Source organism: Streptomyces sp. NPDC047525 (assembly GCF_040643025.1).
Lineage (GTDB): Bacteria > Actinomycetota > Actinomycetes > Streptomycetales > Streptomycetaceae > Streptomyces > Streptomyces durmitorensis.
Genome location: NZ_JBEYTL010000011.1, coordinates 60,302 through 74,426, shown reverse-complemented (window position 1 = coordinate 74,426; position 14,125 = coordinate 60,302). Strand labels below are relative to the sequence as shown.

The window sequence follows — 14,125 nt, the reverse complement described above, 5'->3', positions numbered from 1 at the left end:
TGAGCAAAAGGCAAGCCGGATTCCGGATACGCCGTGCTCCTGACAAGCGCTGCTCGGGAGTATTCGGGCCGGGGACACCGCGCACAAGGGCGCCTTTCGGCCGTCAGCCGGATACACGGCAGCCGGCCCCGGCGGCTGTCGTACCTGTCGTACGCCGCCGGGGCTTGGGTCATCGGCTCTGTTTCTGACGTGTCAGCGGTCGATAAGGTTCCGCTCTCCCGCGGCGATCTCGGCGTCAAGGGTGTTGCCCGGGGGCGGGAAGGGGCAGATGAAGTGGTCGGCGAAGGCGCACGGCGGCAGCAGCGCGCGGTTGAAGTCGACCGTCGTGCGCCCCTCGGCGTCCGGCGCGGCGGGCCGCAGGAACCGGAAACGGTAGCTGGACACCCCACCGGTCGCATCGCCGAACACCGCCCACAACGAGCCGTCACCTTCGACGGACACCTGGAGCGTGTGGTCCTTTCCGGCCAGGCGGAAGGCCAGCTCACCGCCGAGGCCGAGCCCCCGCTCCACCCCGTCCGCGTTGCCGACCCGGACGGTGCGCACTCCATCGACGGTGCTTTCGGCGGCGTACGGCGTGAAGCGCCCCGGCACCGCCCAGCGCGCGTCGTACTCGGTGGCCTCGATGCCCTGGAAGGCGCGGCGCGTGGCGGAGTCCGGGTCGAAGTCGCGTACCGCCCAGAGCCCTTCGCGCCGCAGCACGACGAAGCGGCGGTCGCCGTGCCCGACGCGGGCCGCGGCGACCGGCCCCGGGTCGGCGGCGAGACGGGCCTCTCGGGTGAAGAGCTGCCCGTCGAGGGTGAGCCCGTCGCCGGTCTCCGCGGTCAGGACGATCTCGTCGCCCGCCTCGGTCCAGCGCCCGGGGATGTCCGGAAGCGATCCGTCCGGGTAGTCCGCGAGCCAGTGCGTGCCGGTGAGGGAGAGCGGGCCATAGGGCGCCGACACCGTCTCCGTCCGCTGCTCGTGCCAGTGCTTCCAGTCGCGTGAAGCGTCCGTCGTTCCGTCCGTCGTCATGTGATCAACCCTTTCATACCGGTATGTGCGGCATACGGTCATCCCCCTGCGGCTTTCCGCTGACGGTCCCTACGGCTTGGGCAGACCCTTGGGGTTGATCTGCGACTCCTTCACGGCCTCGCTCGTCAGATCCCAGCGCGCCAGGACCTTGGCGTAACTGCCGTCCTTGATCACGTGGTTGAGCGCGGCGGCGTACGCGTCGACGAGCCCGCTGTCCTTCTTCGTGGTGGCGGCGATCTCGCCCTGGATGCTCGGGCCGCCGCCCGAAAGGGTGCCGATGATCTTCGTCTGCCCCGACGACGCGACGTGGTAGGCGGCCGACGGATTCGGGCCGAGGTAGGCGTCGATGCGGCCCGACTGGAGGGCCAGGTAGTAGTCGGAGTCCTTCTGGAAGTACTTGATGTCGACCGGCCCCCGCCCGGCCTTCTCGTTCTGCTCGCTCCAGTCGACGAGGATCTTCTCCTGGTTGGTGCCGGAGGAGACCGCGATCGCCTTGCCCGCGACGTCGGCCGGCTTCTGCGCCGTCCAGTCGGCGTCCTTGCGGGCCTCGAAGGCGATGTTGTCGTGGCGGTAGGTCGCGAAGTCGTACTTCTCCTTGCGCTCCTCGGTCACCGTGACGTTCGAGAAGACGCCGTCGAACTTCCCGCTGTCCAGACCGACGAAGAGGTTCTCCCAGGAGACCTGCTCGAACTTCGGCTTCAGGCCGAGCGTGTCGGCGACCAGGCTCGCGATGTCGACCTCGGAGCCGATCCGCGTCTTGTCGTCGGTGGCGTAGAAGCCGAGCGGCGCGACCGAGTCGGCGCTGCCGCCGAGCCGCAGCGTGCCGCGCTCGCGCACCTTGGCGGGCAGGAGTTTCGCGAGCGCGTCGACCTTCTTGCCGCGTACGCGGTTCTGGTCGGGCCCGATGTTGATGTTGCCGACCTTCTTGGTGCCGGGCTCGCCTTTGCCGGTCGCGGCGTCGCTGTCCCCGCCGCAGGCGCCGAGCAGGGGCATCAGGGCCAGGACGGCGACGGAGGCGGAGAGGGTACGTCGGGAAAGCATGCGGGAGCTCCTGGAGAATCTTGGGGCGGGGAGGGGCTAGAGAACCTTGGAGAGAAACGCGCGGGTGCGGTCGTGCCGCGGCCGGTCGAGTACGTCGCCGGGGACGCCCTGCTCGACGATGAGCCCCTCGTCCATGAAGACGACCGTGTCGGCGACCTCACGCGCGAAGCCGATCTCATGGGTGACGACGATCATCGTGGTGCCCTGGCTCGCCAAGTCCTTGATGACGTCGAGGACTTCTCCGACAAGTTCGGGGTCGAGGGCCGACGTCGGCTCGTCGAAGAGCAGCAGCTTCGGCTCCAGGGCGAGCGCACGGGCGATGGCCACGCGCTGCTGCTGCCCGCCGGAGAGCTGCTTGGGGTAGGCATCCGCCTTGTCGGCGAGCCCGACCCGGTCGAGCAGGGTCCCGGCGTGGGCGACGGCTTCCTTGCGCGGGCGCTTCAGCGCCGAGACCGGTGCCTCGACGATGTTCTCCAGGACGGTCAGATGCGGGAAGAGGTTGAAGTTCTGGAAGACGAAGCCGATCTGGGTGCGCTGCTTGAGCACGTCACGTTCGCGCAGCTCGTACAGCTTGTCGCCGGAGCGCCGGTAGCCGACGAGCGCGCCGTCCACGCTGATCCAGCCCTTGTCCACCTTCTCCAGGTGGTTGATGGCGCGCAGGAGCGTGGACTTGCCGGATCCGGAGGGCCCCAGGATGACGGTGACCTCGCCCTTGCGGACCTCCAGATCGAGGCCCCGCAGGACTTCCAGGGATCCGAAGGACTTGTGTACGGACCGGAGTTCGACCATCGCGCTCATCGCGATGCCCCCTTCGAGAAGTGACGTTCGACGTAGTGCTGGAGGACGGAGAGGGCGGTGGTGAGCAGGACGTACCAGGCGGTGGCGACCATGAGGAGCGGCACGACACGGCCGTTGCGGCCGTAGATGACCTGGACCTGGTAGAAGAGCTCGCCGATCGCCATCACGGAGACGATCGAGGTGCCCTTGAAGAGGGAGATGATCTCGTTGGCCGCGTTGGGCAGGATCGAGCGCATCGCCTGCGGCAGGACGATGCGGCGGATCTGCCGCAGCCGGGGAATGCCGAGCGCGGCCGCCGCCTCCAACTGGCCGCTGTCGACGGACAGTACGCCCGCGCGCACGATCTCGGCGGCGTACGCGGCCTGGTGCAGGGCGAGTCCGAGGACCGCCGCGCTCATCGCCCCGACGAGCCCCATCGTGTCGAAGGAGAAGAACCCGGGACCGAACGGGATCCCGAACTGCAACTCCTTGTACAGATAGGCCAGGTTGAACCAGAACAGCAGCTGCACGATGAGCGGGATCGAGCGGAACGCCCAGATGTAGGCGAAGGCCACCGCCTTCAGGAAGGGGCTCGCGGAGAGCCGCATGAAGGCGAGCACGATGCCGAGCGCGAAGCCGAGAGCCGTGCCGTAGAAGGTGAGCTGGAGGGTGACCCAGACCGCCTTGAGGATCACGTCGGCGGTGAAGAACTCGGCGAACACCTCCCATTCCCAGCCGGAGTTGGTGGTGAGGCCGTGCGCGAACTGGGCCACGAGGACGGCCGTGGCGACGACGGCCGCCCAGCGCCAGGGGTGGCGCACGGGGACGACCTTCAGCGCGCCGAAGTCGTCCTTCACGAGGTCACTGACCGGCTCGCGCTCCGTCACGCTCATCGGGTGCGCTCCGAACCGCGCGCGTAGTGCCGCTCCACGTAGTACTGGCCGACGCTGAGCAGCGAGGTGATCACGACGTACCAGATGGTGGCGACCAGGAGCAGCGGGATGACCTGGTAGGTGCGGTGGTAGACGAGCTGCACGGAGTAGAGCAGGTCCTGCACCGCGATCACGCTGACGATCGAGGTGCCCTTGAGCGTGCCGATCAGCATGTTCCCGGCGGGCGGCACGATGGAGCGCATGGCCTGCGGGAGGACGATCCGCCGCCATCTGCGCCACCGGCTGAGCCCGAGCGCCTGCGCGGCCTCGATCTGCCCCCGGTCGACGGAGAGGATGCCGCCGCGCACCACCTCGGCGGCGTACGCGGCCTCGTGCAGGGTGAGCCCGATGACGGCGATGGTGATCGGCCCGAGGAGGTTCACCGTCTTCACGCCGAAGAGGTACGGGTACAGCGCCCCGATGTTGAACCAGAACAGCAGCTGCACCAGGATCGGCATCGACCTGAAGAGCCAGACGTAGCCCCAACTGACCCCGCGCAGAACGGGGTTGGACGAGAGTCGCCCCATGGCGAGCACCGCGCCGAGCGCGAAGCCGAGCGCCATGACGACGGCGGTGAGCCAGAGCGTGAGCCACAGGCCGCGCAGCACGGACGCGGAGGTGAAGTAGTCGCCGACCACGTCCCACTGGAACGCTTCGTTGCGGACGACCGAGTTGACGGCGAGCGCGAGGAGCACGAGGACCGCGGCGGCGGCCACCCACTGTCCGGCGCGGCGCTGCGGAACGATGCGCGGGACATCGGGAGGTGGGTCGTGAGGAGGGGCGGTCGCGGCTTTGGCGAGCGTGTCGGAAGACATGGCGAAGGCTCCGTGGATACGGGAGGTGATGCCTTCACACGGACCGAGCCCCTCAGCACGATCCGCCTTGAGAGTAAGGGGCGGTTCACGCGGCCTGTCAAGGCCGTCCAGGATGTGAGCGTTACGTCTCAGGGCAGTTGACGCGCAAACGGATGCCTGTTCCACTTGCCCCATGCATTCGCAGCAGTGGCTGGTCACGCGCTCCCACATCGACTTCGGTCGAGTGTGGTCCGCGTCGTGTTCGACGACTCTCTGAGCCGACCCCCTGCGCGCTGAGCCCTTCTCTGTTCCCGGGTCTCTCCCGCCTTGCATCTCCCGTGCGCTCGCGCGCCGTTGACCTCGCCTTCACACGCGTACGCCGCTGCTGTACCGCCATGAGCAGCGGCACCCCCTCCCCTCGCACGTCCGCTTCGCCCTGCCCTGCTGCCTGATGGAGACCGTCACGCCATGAGCAAGCCCCTGTACTCCCGCCGCATCCCTGCGGCCTTCGCCCTGATCACCGCCGCCACGCTCACGCTCACCGCCTGCGGCTCCGGCGACTCCGCCGACACCACGGGCGGTGCGGCGCCCGCGGGCAAGAGCAACAAGATCCCCACGCAGGACGTGGTCTCCTCGGTCAAGAAGGACGCGGCGGCCGCGAAGCTCCTGCCGGCGGACGTGCGCGAGCGGGGCACCCTCAGTCTCGCGACCGCCGTCGGCGGCAGCCCGCCCGGCAACACCTACCTGGAGGACGGGAAGACGATCGTCGGCCAGGACGCCGACTTCGCGGAGGCCGTCGCCAAGGCGCTCGGCCTGAAGCTGAAGCGTGAGGCCGCGAGCTTCGAGGCGATCCTGCCCGCCCTGGACAGCGGGAAGTACGACCTGGGCACCGGGAACTTCGGCGTCACGGAGGAGCGGCGCAAGACCATCGACTTCGTCACGTACATCAACGACGGCCAGGGCTTCGCCGTCCGTGAGGACAGCAAGCTGAAGAAGGTCACCGACTTCCGCCAGCTGTGCGGCCTGAACGTGGCGACCGGCGCGGGCACCACCTTCGAGGTCACCCTTGAGGACAACAAGCACGTGTGCGAGGACGCGGGCAAGAAGCCGTACAGCGTGAAGACGTACGCGGAGCAGGGCGCGATCTGGGGCTCGCTCCAGCAGGGTCGCACCGATGTGGTGATGTCCACGATCAACGGCCTGCGCTATGCGGTCGAGCAGCAGGAGGGGCTGAAGTTCCTCGGCGAGTACCACCGCCTCGACGTCGGCTTCGCCTTCAAGAAGGGCACGAAGCTGGCGCCGGCCTTCCAGGCAGCGGTGAATCAGCTGATCGAGGACGGCACCTACGACCGCATCCTGAAGAAGTGGGGCACCAAGGACTCGGCGATCAAGGAGTCCCGGATCTCCCCGCCGGAGATCAAGGACTGACTGCCCATCAGGGTGGGCGCCCCGAAGGGGCGCGGGTAACTGCGCGACCAGCCACGATGAGCCCGCAGACGAAGCAGGAACCGCCGGGTGCCTAGAGGCCGCAGTCGCAGCACTGGCAGCACTCGCAGATGCCGCAGCAGCCGCAGTCGCCGCAGTTGTTGCAGCAGCCCTCGCGCTTCTTGCGGGACCAGGGGCCCTCGTACGAATCGGCGCAGCACAGCTTGCAGGTGCAGCAGAGCCCGATGGCGACCGCGCACCCTGCCCAGAACCCCCGCTTGCCCGGCTTCGGCGGCTGCGGCTCGAAGGCGGGCCCGCCACCGGGCCCGCCAGGACCGCCCGGACCGCCGGGCACCCCGCCTCCGTACGGATTGCCACCTCCGTACGGGGACTGCGGGCCGTACGGACCGCTGGAGGGAGGTCCGTACGGCCCGCCCTGGTCCGGCGGCGGCCCGAAGGAACCGCCCTGATGGGCCGTCACCTCGTGGGCGTGCCCGCAGGCGTCGGTCCCGAAGGCGCGGTCCACCGAGCGCCCCAGCTCGTGCGCGAGCAGCATGTGGGCGAGCTTGCCGTCGGTGAATTCGGCGTCGCGCAGCGCGAGGCGTATGCCGTGCAGCGCGTCGTCGGCCAGGCGCCGGGCCTCGGCGAGGCCGGTGCCCGTGGCCGTCAGCGGGTTCCACGCACCCGACGCGGCGTCAGCTTCCTTGTCCTCCACGGCATCCAGGAGGTGCGCGAGCCTGCCGAAGAGCCGCCCCGCCTCGGCGAGCGGCTCGGCGTTGCCCGGCCTGCCCGCGATGACGGCGGTGTGCGCGAAGGCCGCGGCGGTCGCGGTCTCCGTCGGCTCGGTGACCGTGAGCAGGGAGGTGCCGGGGCCCGCCAAGGTCTCGATGCCGACCTGCCGTTCGACGGCGTCGAGCAGGACCGCCGTGTCGAAGCCCACATCGGCGCCGGTGCGCGCACCCGCCCTGTCCCAGCTCTGTGCCACTTTCCGGGCAGCGGCGGCCACCGGCCTGCGCGCCAAGAGGCCGTCCCCGTCGACGACGTGATCGCGCACCTTCGCCGACGCGAGCACCAGCGAGACGGCGGCGGCGAGCCGCGCCCCCTCGCCCTGCGCGACGGACGCGGTGCGCATCCCGCGCAGCGGACAGGGTCCCGCGGTGCGCCGCCAGCCGGTCGACTTGGCGGCCTGAGCCTCCGTCAGAACCGAGATGATCAGGCCGTCGTAGTTGGTCACGACCCGGGCGAACTGCCCGTGATCACTGCGCAGCGCGAGGCAGAGCCCGCACAGATGCGCCATCCATTGCGTCTTGAGCCCCTCACCGAGACGATGACTGCAGGGCCTGACGATTCCGAACATGCGACTCCCCCGTGAGCCTGTCGCCGATCAACTCGGGCATCGTATCGAGGGGTCCGTTCACCCGGACGCACCGGTCGTCACCCATACGCCGTGAAGAATCATATTTCACTCACTGTCAGCAGCCGTACACAGCAGGACCCTTGGGGAGCCACGTGAAACACGGTGTTGACTGTGCACCAGTACCGTCACGAAAACCCCGCGCGGCGACTATCCACTTGGCGCACTATCCGCATCATGGACGAACATGGGGATAGGGACTGCAGAAAGCCCGCTGCGAGAGGAGGCGTCCATGGGATCGGTGCGCAAGGCGAGTGCCTGGCTTGGCCTCGTCGACGACAACAACAATGACGAGCGTTACTACGACGGCTACGACGACGACGGGGCCGAGGGGCCCGGCGATGCCTGGGTGACCGACCCGCGGGTGCGGGTGGTGGCCGAGGCCGCCGAGGAGGAAGGGCGCCGGATCGGGACCGTGACCCCGGACAGCTTCCGGGACGCCCGCGGCATCGGCGAGCTCTTCCGGGACGGCGTCCCGGTCATCATCAACCTCACGTCGATGGAGCCCGGCGACGCCAAGCGCGTCGTGGACTTCGCGGCGGGCCTGACCTTCGGTCTGCGCGGCTCCATCGAGCGCGTGGCGACGCGGGTCTTCCTGCTCACCCCCGCCAACACGCAGATTGTCAACGGGGAGGCCACGAGCCGTCCGTCGGACGGCTTCTTCAACCAGAGCTAGCGGGCGAGGCCGCTCACCGGAAGGCGTCGAGACCGGTGAGCGCCTTGCCCAACACGAGTTGATGCATCTCGACGGTGCCCTCATAGGTGAGCACCGATTCGAGGTTCGTGGCGTGCCGCATCACGGGGTACTCCAGCGAGATCCCGTTCGCGCCCAGGATCGTCCGGGACGTGCGGCAGATCTCGATCGCTTCTCGTACGTTGTTGAGCTTGCCGAAGCTGACCTGTTCGGGGCGGAGCCTGCCAGCGTCGAGGCGCCGGCCGAGGTGGTGCGCGAGCAGGATGCCCTTGTGCAGCTCGACCGCCATGTCGGCGAGCTTGGCCTGGGTGAGCTGGAAGCCGCCGATGGGCCTGCCGAACTGCTCGCGGGTCTTGGAGTACTCGACGGCTGTCTCGAAGGAGGAGCGGGCGGCGCCCATGGCTCCCCAGACGATGCCGTAGCGCGCGTGGGAGAGACAGCTCAGGGGGCCCTTGAGCCCGGTGACCTCGGGAAGCACGGCGTCGGCGGGCAGCCGCACCTCGTCCATCACCAGCTCGCTGGTGACGCTCGCGCGCAGCGACCACTTGTGCTTGATCTCGGGCGCCGAGAAGCCGGGGGTCTCGGTGGGGACGACGAAGCCCCTGATCCCCTCGTCGGTGTGCGCCCAGACCACGGCGACACCGGCCACGGATCCGTTGGTGATCCACATCTTGCGGCCGGTGAGCACCCAGTCCGTGCCGTCCCTCTTCGCGAAGGTGCGCATGGAGGCCGGGTCGGAGCCGTGGTCGGGCTCGGTCAGGCCGAAGCAGCCGATGATCTCGCCCGCGGCCATGCCGGGCAGCCAGCGCTGCTTCTGCTCCTCGGAGCCGAAGCGGTGGATGGCGTACATGGCGAGGGAGCCCTGCACGGAGACGAGCGAGCGGATGCCGGAGTCGGCGGCCTCCAGCTCCAGACAGGCCAGGCCGTACTGGACGGAGCTGGCGCCCGCGCAGCCGTAGCCCTCCAGGGACATGCCGAGCGCGCCGATCGAGCCGAGCTCGCGGGCAAGATCACGGATGCCGGGCAGCTCGCCCTTCTCGTACCAGTCGGCGATGTGCGGCAGGACGCGGTCGGCCGCCCAGGTGCGGACGGTCTCCCGGATCGCGAGGTCCTCCGGCTCCAGGAGGTCGTCGATGCCGAGCGGGTCGGTGGGGTCGAAGGGCGGCAGGGGCGTACGGCTGCGTGCGGACATCTCGGGCCTCCGGCGGCGCAAAAACTAGCAGTGGTAGTTACTTACGGCTAGCTGTGACGTTACGGCGCGGCGGTCGCGCACGTCCAGAGTGGCCCGGAGCGCCCGCGTCAGCGGACCGACGACTCCACGCGGACGCCCGCTCCGTCACGCGGTGCGGGTATCCCGGCATCCGCATCCGCGTCCGGCTTCGGCTCCTGGTCCTGGTCCTGGTCCTGGTCCTGCGAGGCGGCCCCACACTCCATGGTCCGCGGCAGCTTCAGCGCCATCAGCGCGCCGAGCAGCAGCAGCCCCGCGCTGACCAGCAAGGTCACATGCAGCCCGTGCACGAAGGACTCCCGCGCGGCGCTGCGGAGCGCCTCGCCCGCCCCGCCACCGAGCCCCGAAGCGACTTCGTACGCCTCGCCCAGCGAGTGGCTCGCGGCGGCGCTCTCCTTGGCGGGGACGCCCTGCACGGACGAGAGGCCCGGCGCGTACGCCGCGTTCATGACGCTGCCGAGCAGCGCGATGCCGATGCCGGCGCCCAGCTGGTACGAGGTCTCGCCGATCGCGGCTGCGCCGCCCGCCTGCGACTGGGGGGCCTCGCTGAGCATCGACTCGTACGAACCGAAGAGCGTGGTCTGCAGGCCGAGGCCGAGCAGTACGAAGCTGGTGATCATCAACGGGTCGTTGAGCTGGTCGCCCATCCCGGTGAGCACCACCACGGCCACCGCGGTCAGGGTGAAGCCGGAGGCGACCATCGTGCGCGGGCCGAAGCGGTGCAGAAACTTCGATCCGGCGAGGCCCGCCACCATCGCGGCGACGGTGAGCGGCACGAGCCGCATGCCGGTCTCCAGCGGGGAGAGGCCGAGCACCAGCTGGAGATACTGCGCGGCGACCAGTTCGAGGCCCACCAGGGCGAGCATCGCGAGCACGATGCAGCCGAGCGAGGTGCTGAAGGCGGGCCGCGAGAACATCGACAGGTCTATGAGCGGGTGCTTGCGCCGCCGCTGCCTGCGGACGAAGCCGACCAGGAGGGCCGCGCCGAGGAAGAACGAGAGGAGGGTCGTCATGCCGAACGGCGACTCTCCGCCACCGGCCCGCTTCACCGCGAACACGAGGCCGAAGAGACCGCCCGCGGCCATCAGCGCGCCGACCACGTCCCACGGCCCGTCGCGGTCGCCCGTCGACTCGGGAAGCAGCAGCCGCCCGATGGGCAGGCTGACCAGCATCAGCGGGATGTTTATCAGGAAGACCGAGCCCCACCAGAAGTGCTCGAGCAGGAAGCCGCCGAGCAGCGGTCCGCCCGCGGCGCCGATTCCGGCCACCGCGCTCCACACGCCGATGGCGACGGCACGCTCACGCCGGTCGGGGAAGACCTGGCGGAGGATCGAGAGCGTCGCGGGCATGATCATCGCGCCGCCGACGCCGAGCAGGGCGCGGGCCGCGATCAGGACCTGGGCGTTGTCGGCCATGGCCGCCACGGCCGATGCCACGCCGAAGAGGGCGTAGCCGAGCAGCAGCACGCGTCTGCGGCCGACGCGGTCACCGAGGGTGCCGAAGAGGATGAGCAGCGAGGCGCAGACCAGTGGATAGACGTCCACGATCCACAGCAGCTCGATGCCGCCGGGCTTGAGGTCTTCGGTGACGGCGGGCACCGCCACGTGCAGGACGGTGGCGTCGACGGCGACGAGCAACAGGCTTACGCAGAGAACGACGAGCACCAGCCAGCGGTTGGCGCCACCCTGCGACCCGGGTACCCGACGGCCGGAAGGAGCGGTGGCCGTGGTTGAACCCGACATGTGCGATACCTCCCAGTGATCCCTCGCATCGGCGGCCCTGCGGGACGTGATCTCCCAGCTGGCGGCGGCGAAAGGCGAGTGAGCCGTCAGAGTACGCGAGTTCACGGCTGTGGCGCGTGGCGGACCTCTCACGGTTGCACGGAGACGGTGTGGCGTACGCCACGCTGCCCACGCATGGACCACGCACCCGGGCGGGCGCCCGGTTCCCCACTGCGCCGATAATCGAGCCCGTGACCGATCTTGATCAACGCCTGCCGCCGCCCTCGTACGGCGCCCGTGCGAGCGCCGCGCTGCGCCGTGCGGCGCCCGCTCTCCTGGCCTACGCCGGGGTGCGCGCCCTGGGCGTCGCGGTGCTCGCGGCATGGAGCGCGGCGGCGGGCAAGAGCCCGCACACGCTGCTCACCGCCCGCTGGGACTCGCTCTGGTACACCCGCGTCGCCGAGTTCGGCTACGGCTGGGAGGTGCGGCTCCCGGACGGCAGCGTGCACTCGAACCTCGCGTTCTTCCCGCTGCTGCCCTGGCTGGAGCGCCTCGTCTCGGCGATCAGCCCCTTGTCGTACGCCGACGCGGGCCTCGTGGTGAGCTGGCTCGCCTCGCTCTGCGCCGCCGCGGGGATCTTCGCGATCGCCGATCACCTCTACGGGCGACGTGCGGGTATCTGCGCGGTCGCGCTGTGGGCGGTCCTGCCCGTGGGGATCGTGCAGTCGATGGCGTACAGCGAGTCCCTCTTCACGGCGCTCGCGGCCTGGTCGCTGTACGCGGTGCTCACCGGACGCTGGGTGTGGGCGGGGGTGCTCGCCTCCTTCGCGGGCCTGACCCGGCCCGTGGGCGCCGCGGTCGTCGCGGCACTCTGGGTGACGGCGGCGCTGCGGATCCACAGCGAGCGCAAGGCGGACCGGCGCATGATCCTCGGGGTGGTCCTGGCCCCGCTCGGCGCTGCGGGCTACGTCCTGTGGGTCGGCCACCGCACCGGGGACGGCCTCCTCGGCTATCTCGACGTCCAGGCGGGCTGGGGCAACGGCTTCGACTTCGGCTACGCCTTCGCCCGCTTCATCGGCGACAAGTTCACCGCCTTCCCCGCGGCCCTCGCGGGCGTCGGCCTGATCGTCGGGGTCGCCCTCGTGGTCTGGCTGTACGTCATCGGCGTACGGAAGAAGCAGCCGCTGCCGCTGCTCGTCTACAGCGGGATCGTCGTGGCGCTCGCCCTGTGCGCGGCGGGCTATTTCGGCTCGAAGCCGCGCCTCCTGCTGCCCGCCTTCCCGCTGCTCCTGCCCCTCGCCGTGGCCCTCGCCCGGCTGCGTACGTCCAGGTCGGCGCTGGTGCTCGGGGGTGTGGCGGCGGCGAGCGCGGTGTACGGGGCGTTCTGGCTGAACGGCTCGGGTCCGCCATGATCATTTCCTGGGCCCCGGTGAGCGCGGGGGAAATTCCGCACCAGGCCCCGGTGAACGAATTTATAAGCGCCATAAAACGGCCACACTAATGATCAACGAATTCTGTAAGGGGCTCTTCGCGGAATAGGGAAGCCGCAGGAATAAACCCCCGTCTGAGATCAATGCCACATCACATCGTCATCACAAAGCCACTGATTCGGCCTAGTGGTGCACTCACTCGCTGTAACGTCGATTGGGTGCGTACCGAACGAAACCTCACCCGTCTGGACCGGGTCTTCGCCCGTCTTGACCGTGAGCCGGAACGACCGGCCGGCCTCGATGTACCGAGGATGAGCAGGCACAGGATCGTGCTCTTCAGCGCGACCCTGGCCTTCTACCTCGCCATCGTGGTCGCCGTCCTTGCCACCTCGTGGCTGGTGCGGTTCGACTGGCAGGTCATGTTCTTCCGGCCCTACCAGCAGTGGCCCGAGATCCACGCCTTCCTCGACTACTGGGTGGTCCTCGGCCAGCGCGGCCCGACCGCCGTGATGGTCGCGGCCTGGCTGGGCTGGCGCTCCTGGCGTCAGCACACCATCCGCCCGCTCCTGACGTTCGGCGCCGCCCTGCTGCTCCTGAACGTCACGGTCGGCGCCGCCAAGATCGGCATGGGCCGCCTCGGCCCGCACTACGCCACCACGATCGGCGCCAACGAGATGTGGCTCGGCGGCGATATATTTCCTTCCGGCCACACCGCCAATGCCGTGGTGACCTGGGGAATCCTGGCCTACATGGCCTCCACCCCGCGCACCCGCCGCTATCTCTCGGCGCTCTCCGCCGTGGTCTCCCTCAGCGTCGGCCTGACCACCGTGTACCTCGGCACGCACTGGCTGAGCGACGTCTTCCTCGGCTGGGCCGCGGGTCTGCTCGTCCTGCTCGCGCTGCCGTGGGTGGAGCCGCTGCTCACCCGGGTCGAGGGCTGGATCTTCAGCCTGCGGGACCTCTGGCGCGACCGCCGCGCAGGCGCCGGACTCCCGGCCCCGGTCACCCCGGTCCCGGCGATGTCGCCGCAGCCCGCCGCACCGGCCGACGAGCCCCAGGTCCGCGAGCCGGTCGGCGCCCCGCGCCCCGCCCGCGCCCCGGCCTACCTCGCGCCGGGCCCGCACACACCGCGCTCCGAGCGCAGCCCGGTCACCCCGGCGGGCAGCCGCCGCCCGCCGCACTCCGAGCGCGCCTCACGCGCCGCCACGTCGCCCCGCCCCGTCGCGGGCGGCTAGCCCCAAGGACAGCGGGGGTCGGTACGCACAACCCATCCCCCGCATCGCGAAGGCCCCGGTTCCGTCCAGGAACCGGGGCCTTTCGCCGTGCCGTCGCCATGCGCCGCCGGGGCGGTCAGCCCTTCCAGCAGCGGATCACGACGCCTTCCTTGACCTCGAAGTTGAGCCGCCCCGCGAGGTACTCCATCGTGATGATCGCGCCCGGCGGCAGCGACCTGACCGTGGACCAGCCGCGCTCGCGGGCCTGCTGCTCGGCGCCGTCGGCCGCGAGGCCGACGTAGGCGTCCATGCTGCCCTGGGGTTCCTGGGGTTCGGCGGGAGGAGTCGGAATAGGTGCCATGGCCACCACGTTAGGCGGCGCGGCCCGGCCGGGGAAGGCCGTAGCCGGACACCATGCGTCACCGGTCCCTCTCCGGTCACGCT

At 69.9% G+C, this 14,125-nt stretch carries 13 protein-coding genes; 4 read left to right on the top strand and 9 right to left on the bottom strand.

The genetic code is table 11. The features are described from left to right. Positions 1–192 precede the first annotated feature (192 nt). The 5 genes from ABZ833_RS29565 to ABZ833_RS29545 form a co-directional block, all read right to left on the bottom strand. Positions 193–1,011: a DUF1684 domain-containing protein gene (locus ABZ833_RS29565; protein WP_361052577.1), complete on the bottom strand. Its 819-nt coding sequence runs from the start codon at positions 1,009–1,011 to the stop codon at positions 193–195. Positions 1,012–1,080: 69 nt separating this feature from the next. Next, the gene (locus ABZ833_RS29560) at positions 1,081–2,052 is read right to left on the bottom strand and encodes an ABC transporter substrate-binding protein (RefSeq protein WP_361052575.1); all 972 of its coding nucleotides are present in this window, start codon (positions 2,050–2,052) and stop codon (positions 1,081–1,083) included. Positions 2,053–2,088: 36 nt separating this feature from the next. Beyond that, complete coding sequence (locus ABZ833_RS29555) at positions 2,089–2,850, bottom strand: amino acid ABC transporter ATP-binding protein (RefSeq protein ID WP_361052572.1); 762 nt, start codon at positions 2,848–2,850, stop codon at positions 2,089–2,091. Beyond that, positions 2,847–3,722 carry an amino acid ABC transporter permease gene (locus ABZ833_RS29550; protein WP_361052569.1) on the bottom strand — a complete coding sequence of 292 codons (876 nt, stop codon included), beginning with the start codon at positions 3,720–3,722 and terminating at the stop codon, positions 2,847–2,849. The genes ABZ833_RS29555 and ABZ833_RS29550 overlap by 4 nt, the downstream gene beginning before the upstream one ends. Continuing rightward, positions 3,719–4,576, bottom strand: a complete 858-nt coding sequence (locus tag ABZ833_RS29545; protein WP_361052566.1) for an amino acid ABC transporter permease — start codon at positions 4,574–4,576, stop codon at positions 3,719–3,721. The genes ABZ833_RS29550 and ABZ833_RS29545 overlap by 4 nt, the downstream gene beginning before the upstream one ends. Positions 4,577–5,023: 447 nt before the next feature. Here ABZ833_RS29545 and ABZ833_RS29540 point away from each other — a divergent pair, with 447 nt between their 5' ends. Further along, entirely contained in the window at positions 5,024–5,983 is a 960-nt protein-coding gene (locus tag ABZ833_RS29540; RefSeq protein ID WP_361052563.1) for an ABC transporter substrate-binding protein, read from the top strand. A 91-nt stretch (positions 5,984–6,074) separates the two neighbouring features. On the opposite strand, the gene ABZ833_RS29535 is transcribed toward ABZ833_RS29540, so the two are convergent. Continuing rightward, positions 6,075–7,337 (bottom strand): DUF5685 family protein, encoded by a 1,263-nt coding sequence (locus ABZ833_RS29535; RefSeq protein ID WP_361052560.1) that lies wholly within the window; start codon positions 7,335–7,337, stop codon positions 6,075–6,077. 289 nt (positions 7,338–7,626) lie between these two features. On the opposite strand from ABZ833_RS29535, the gene sepF reads away from it, so the two are divergent. Next, entirely contained in the window at positions 7,627–8,070 is a 444-nt protein-coding gene (gene sepF / locus ABZ833_RS29530; RefSeq protein WP_249590824.1) for a cell division protein SepF, read from the top strand. Between the two features lie 13 nt (positions 8,071–8,083). On the opposite strand, the gene ABZ833_RS29525 is transcribed toward sepF, so the two are convergent. Together ABZ833_RS29525 and ABZ833_RS29520 are read right to left on the bottom strand one after the other, a co-directional pair. After that, positions 8,084–9,280, bottom strand: coding sequence for an acyl-CoA dehydrogenase family protein (locus ABZ833_RS29525; protein WP_361052556.1), 1,197 nt, complete (start codon positions 9,278–9,280; stop codon positions 8,084–8,086). Between the two features lie 107 nt (positions 9,281–9,387). Next, positions 9,388–11,058, bottom strand: coding sequence for an MFS transporter (locus ABZ833_RS29520; protein WP_361052553.1), 1,671 nt, complete (start codon positions 11,056–11,058; stop codon positions 9,388–9,390). Between the two features lie 230 nt (positions 11,059–11,288). Here ABZ833_RS29520 and ABZ833_RS29515 point away from each other — a divergent pair, with 230 nt between their 5' ends. Further along, positions 11,289–12,449, top strand: coding sequence for a glycosyltransferase family 39 protein (locus ABZ833_RS29515; RefSeq protein WP_361052551.1), 1,161 nt, complete (start codon positions 11,289–11,291; stop codon positions 12,447–12,449). Positions 12,450–12,685: 236 nt separating this feature from the next. Continuing rightward, a complete protein-coding gene (locus tag ABZ833_RS29510; RefSeq protein WP_361052548.1) occupies positions 12,686–13,702 on the top strand; it encodes a phosphatase PAP2 family protein in 1,017 nt (338 codons plus the stop codon). Positions 13,703–13,817: 115 nt separating this feature from the next. Here ABZ833_RS29510 and ABZ833_RS29505 read toward each other — a convergent pair whose 3' ends face one another. Next, positions 13,818–14,042 carry an I78 family peptidase inhibitor gene (locus ABZ833_RS29505; protein ID WP_361052545.1) on the bottom strand — a complete coding sequence of 75 codons (225 nt, stop codon included), beginning with the start codon at positions 14,040–14,042 and terminating at the stop codon, positions 13,818–13,820. Positions 14,043–14,125: the final 83 nt, after the last annotated feature.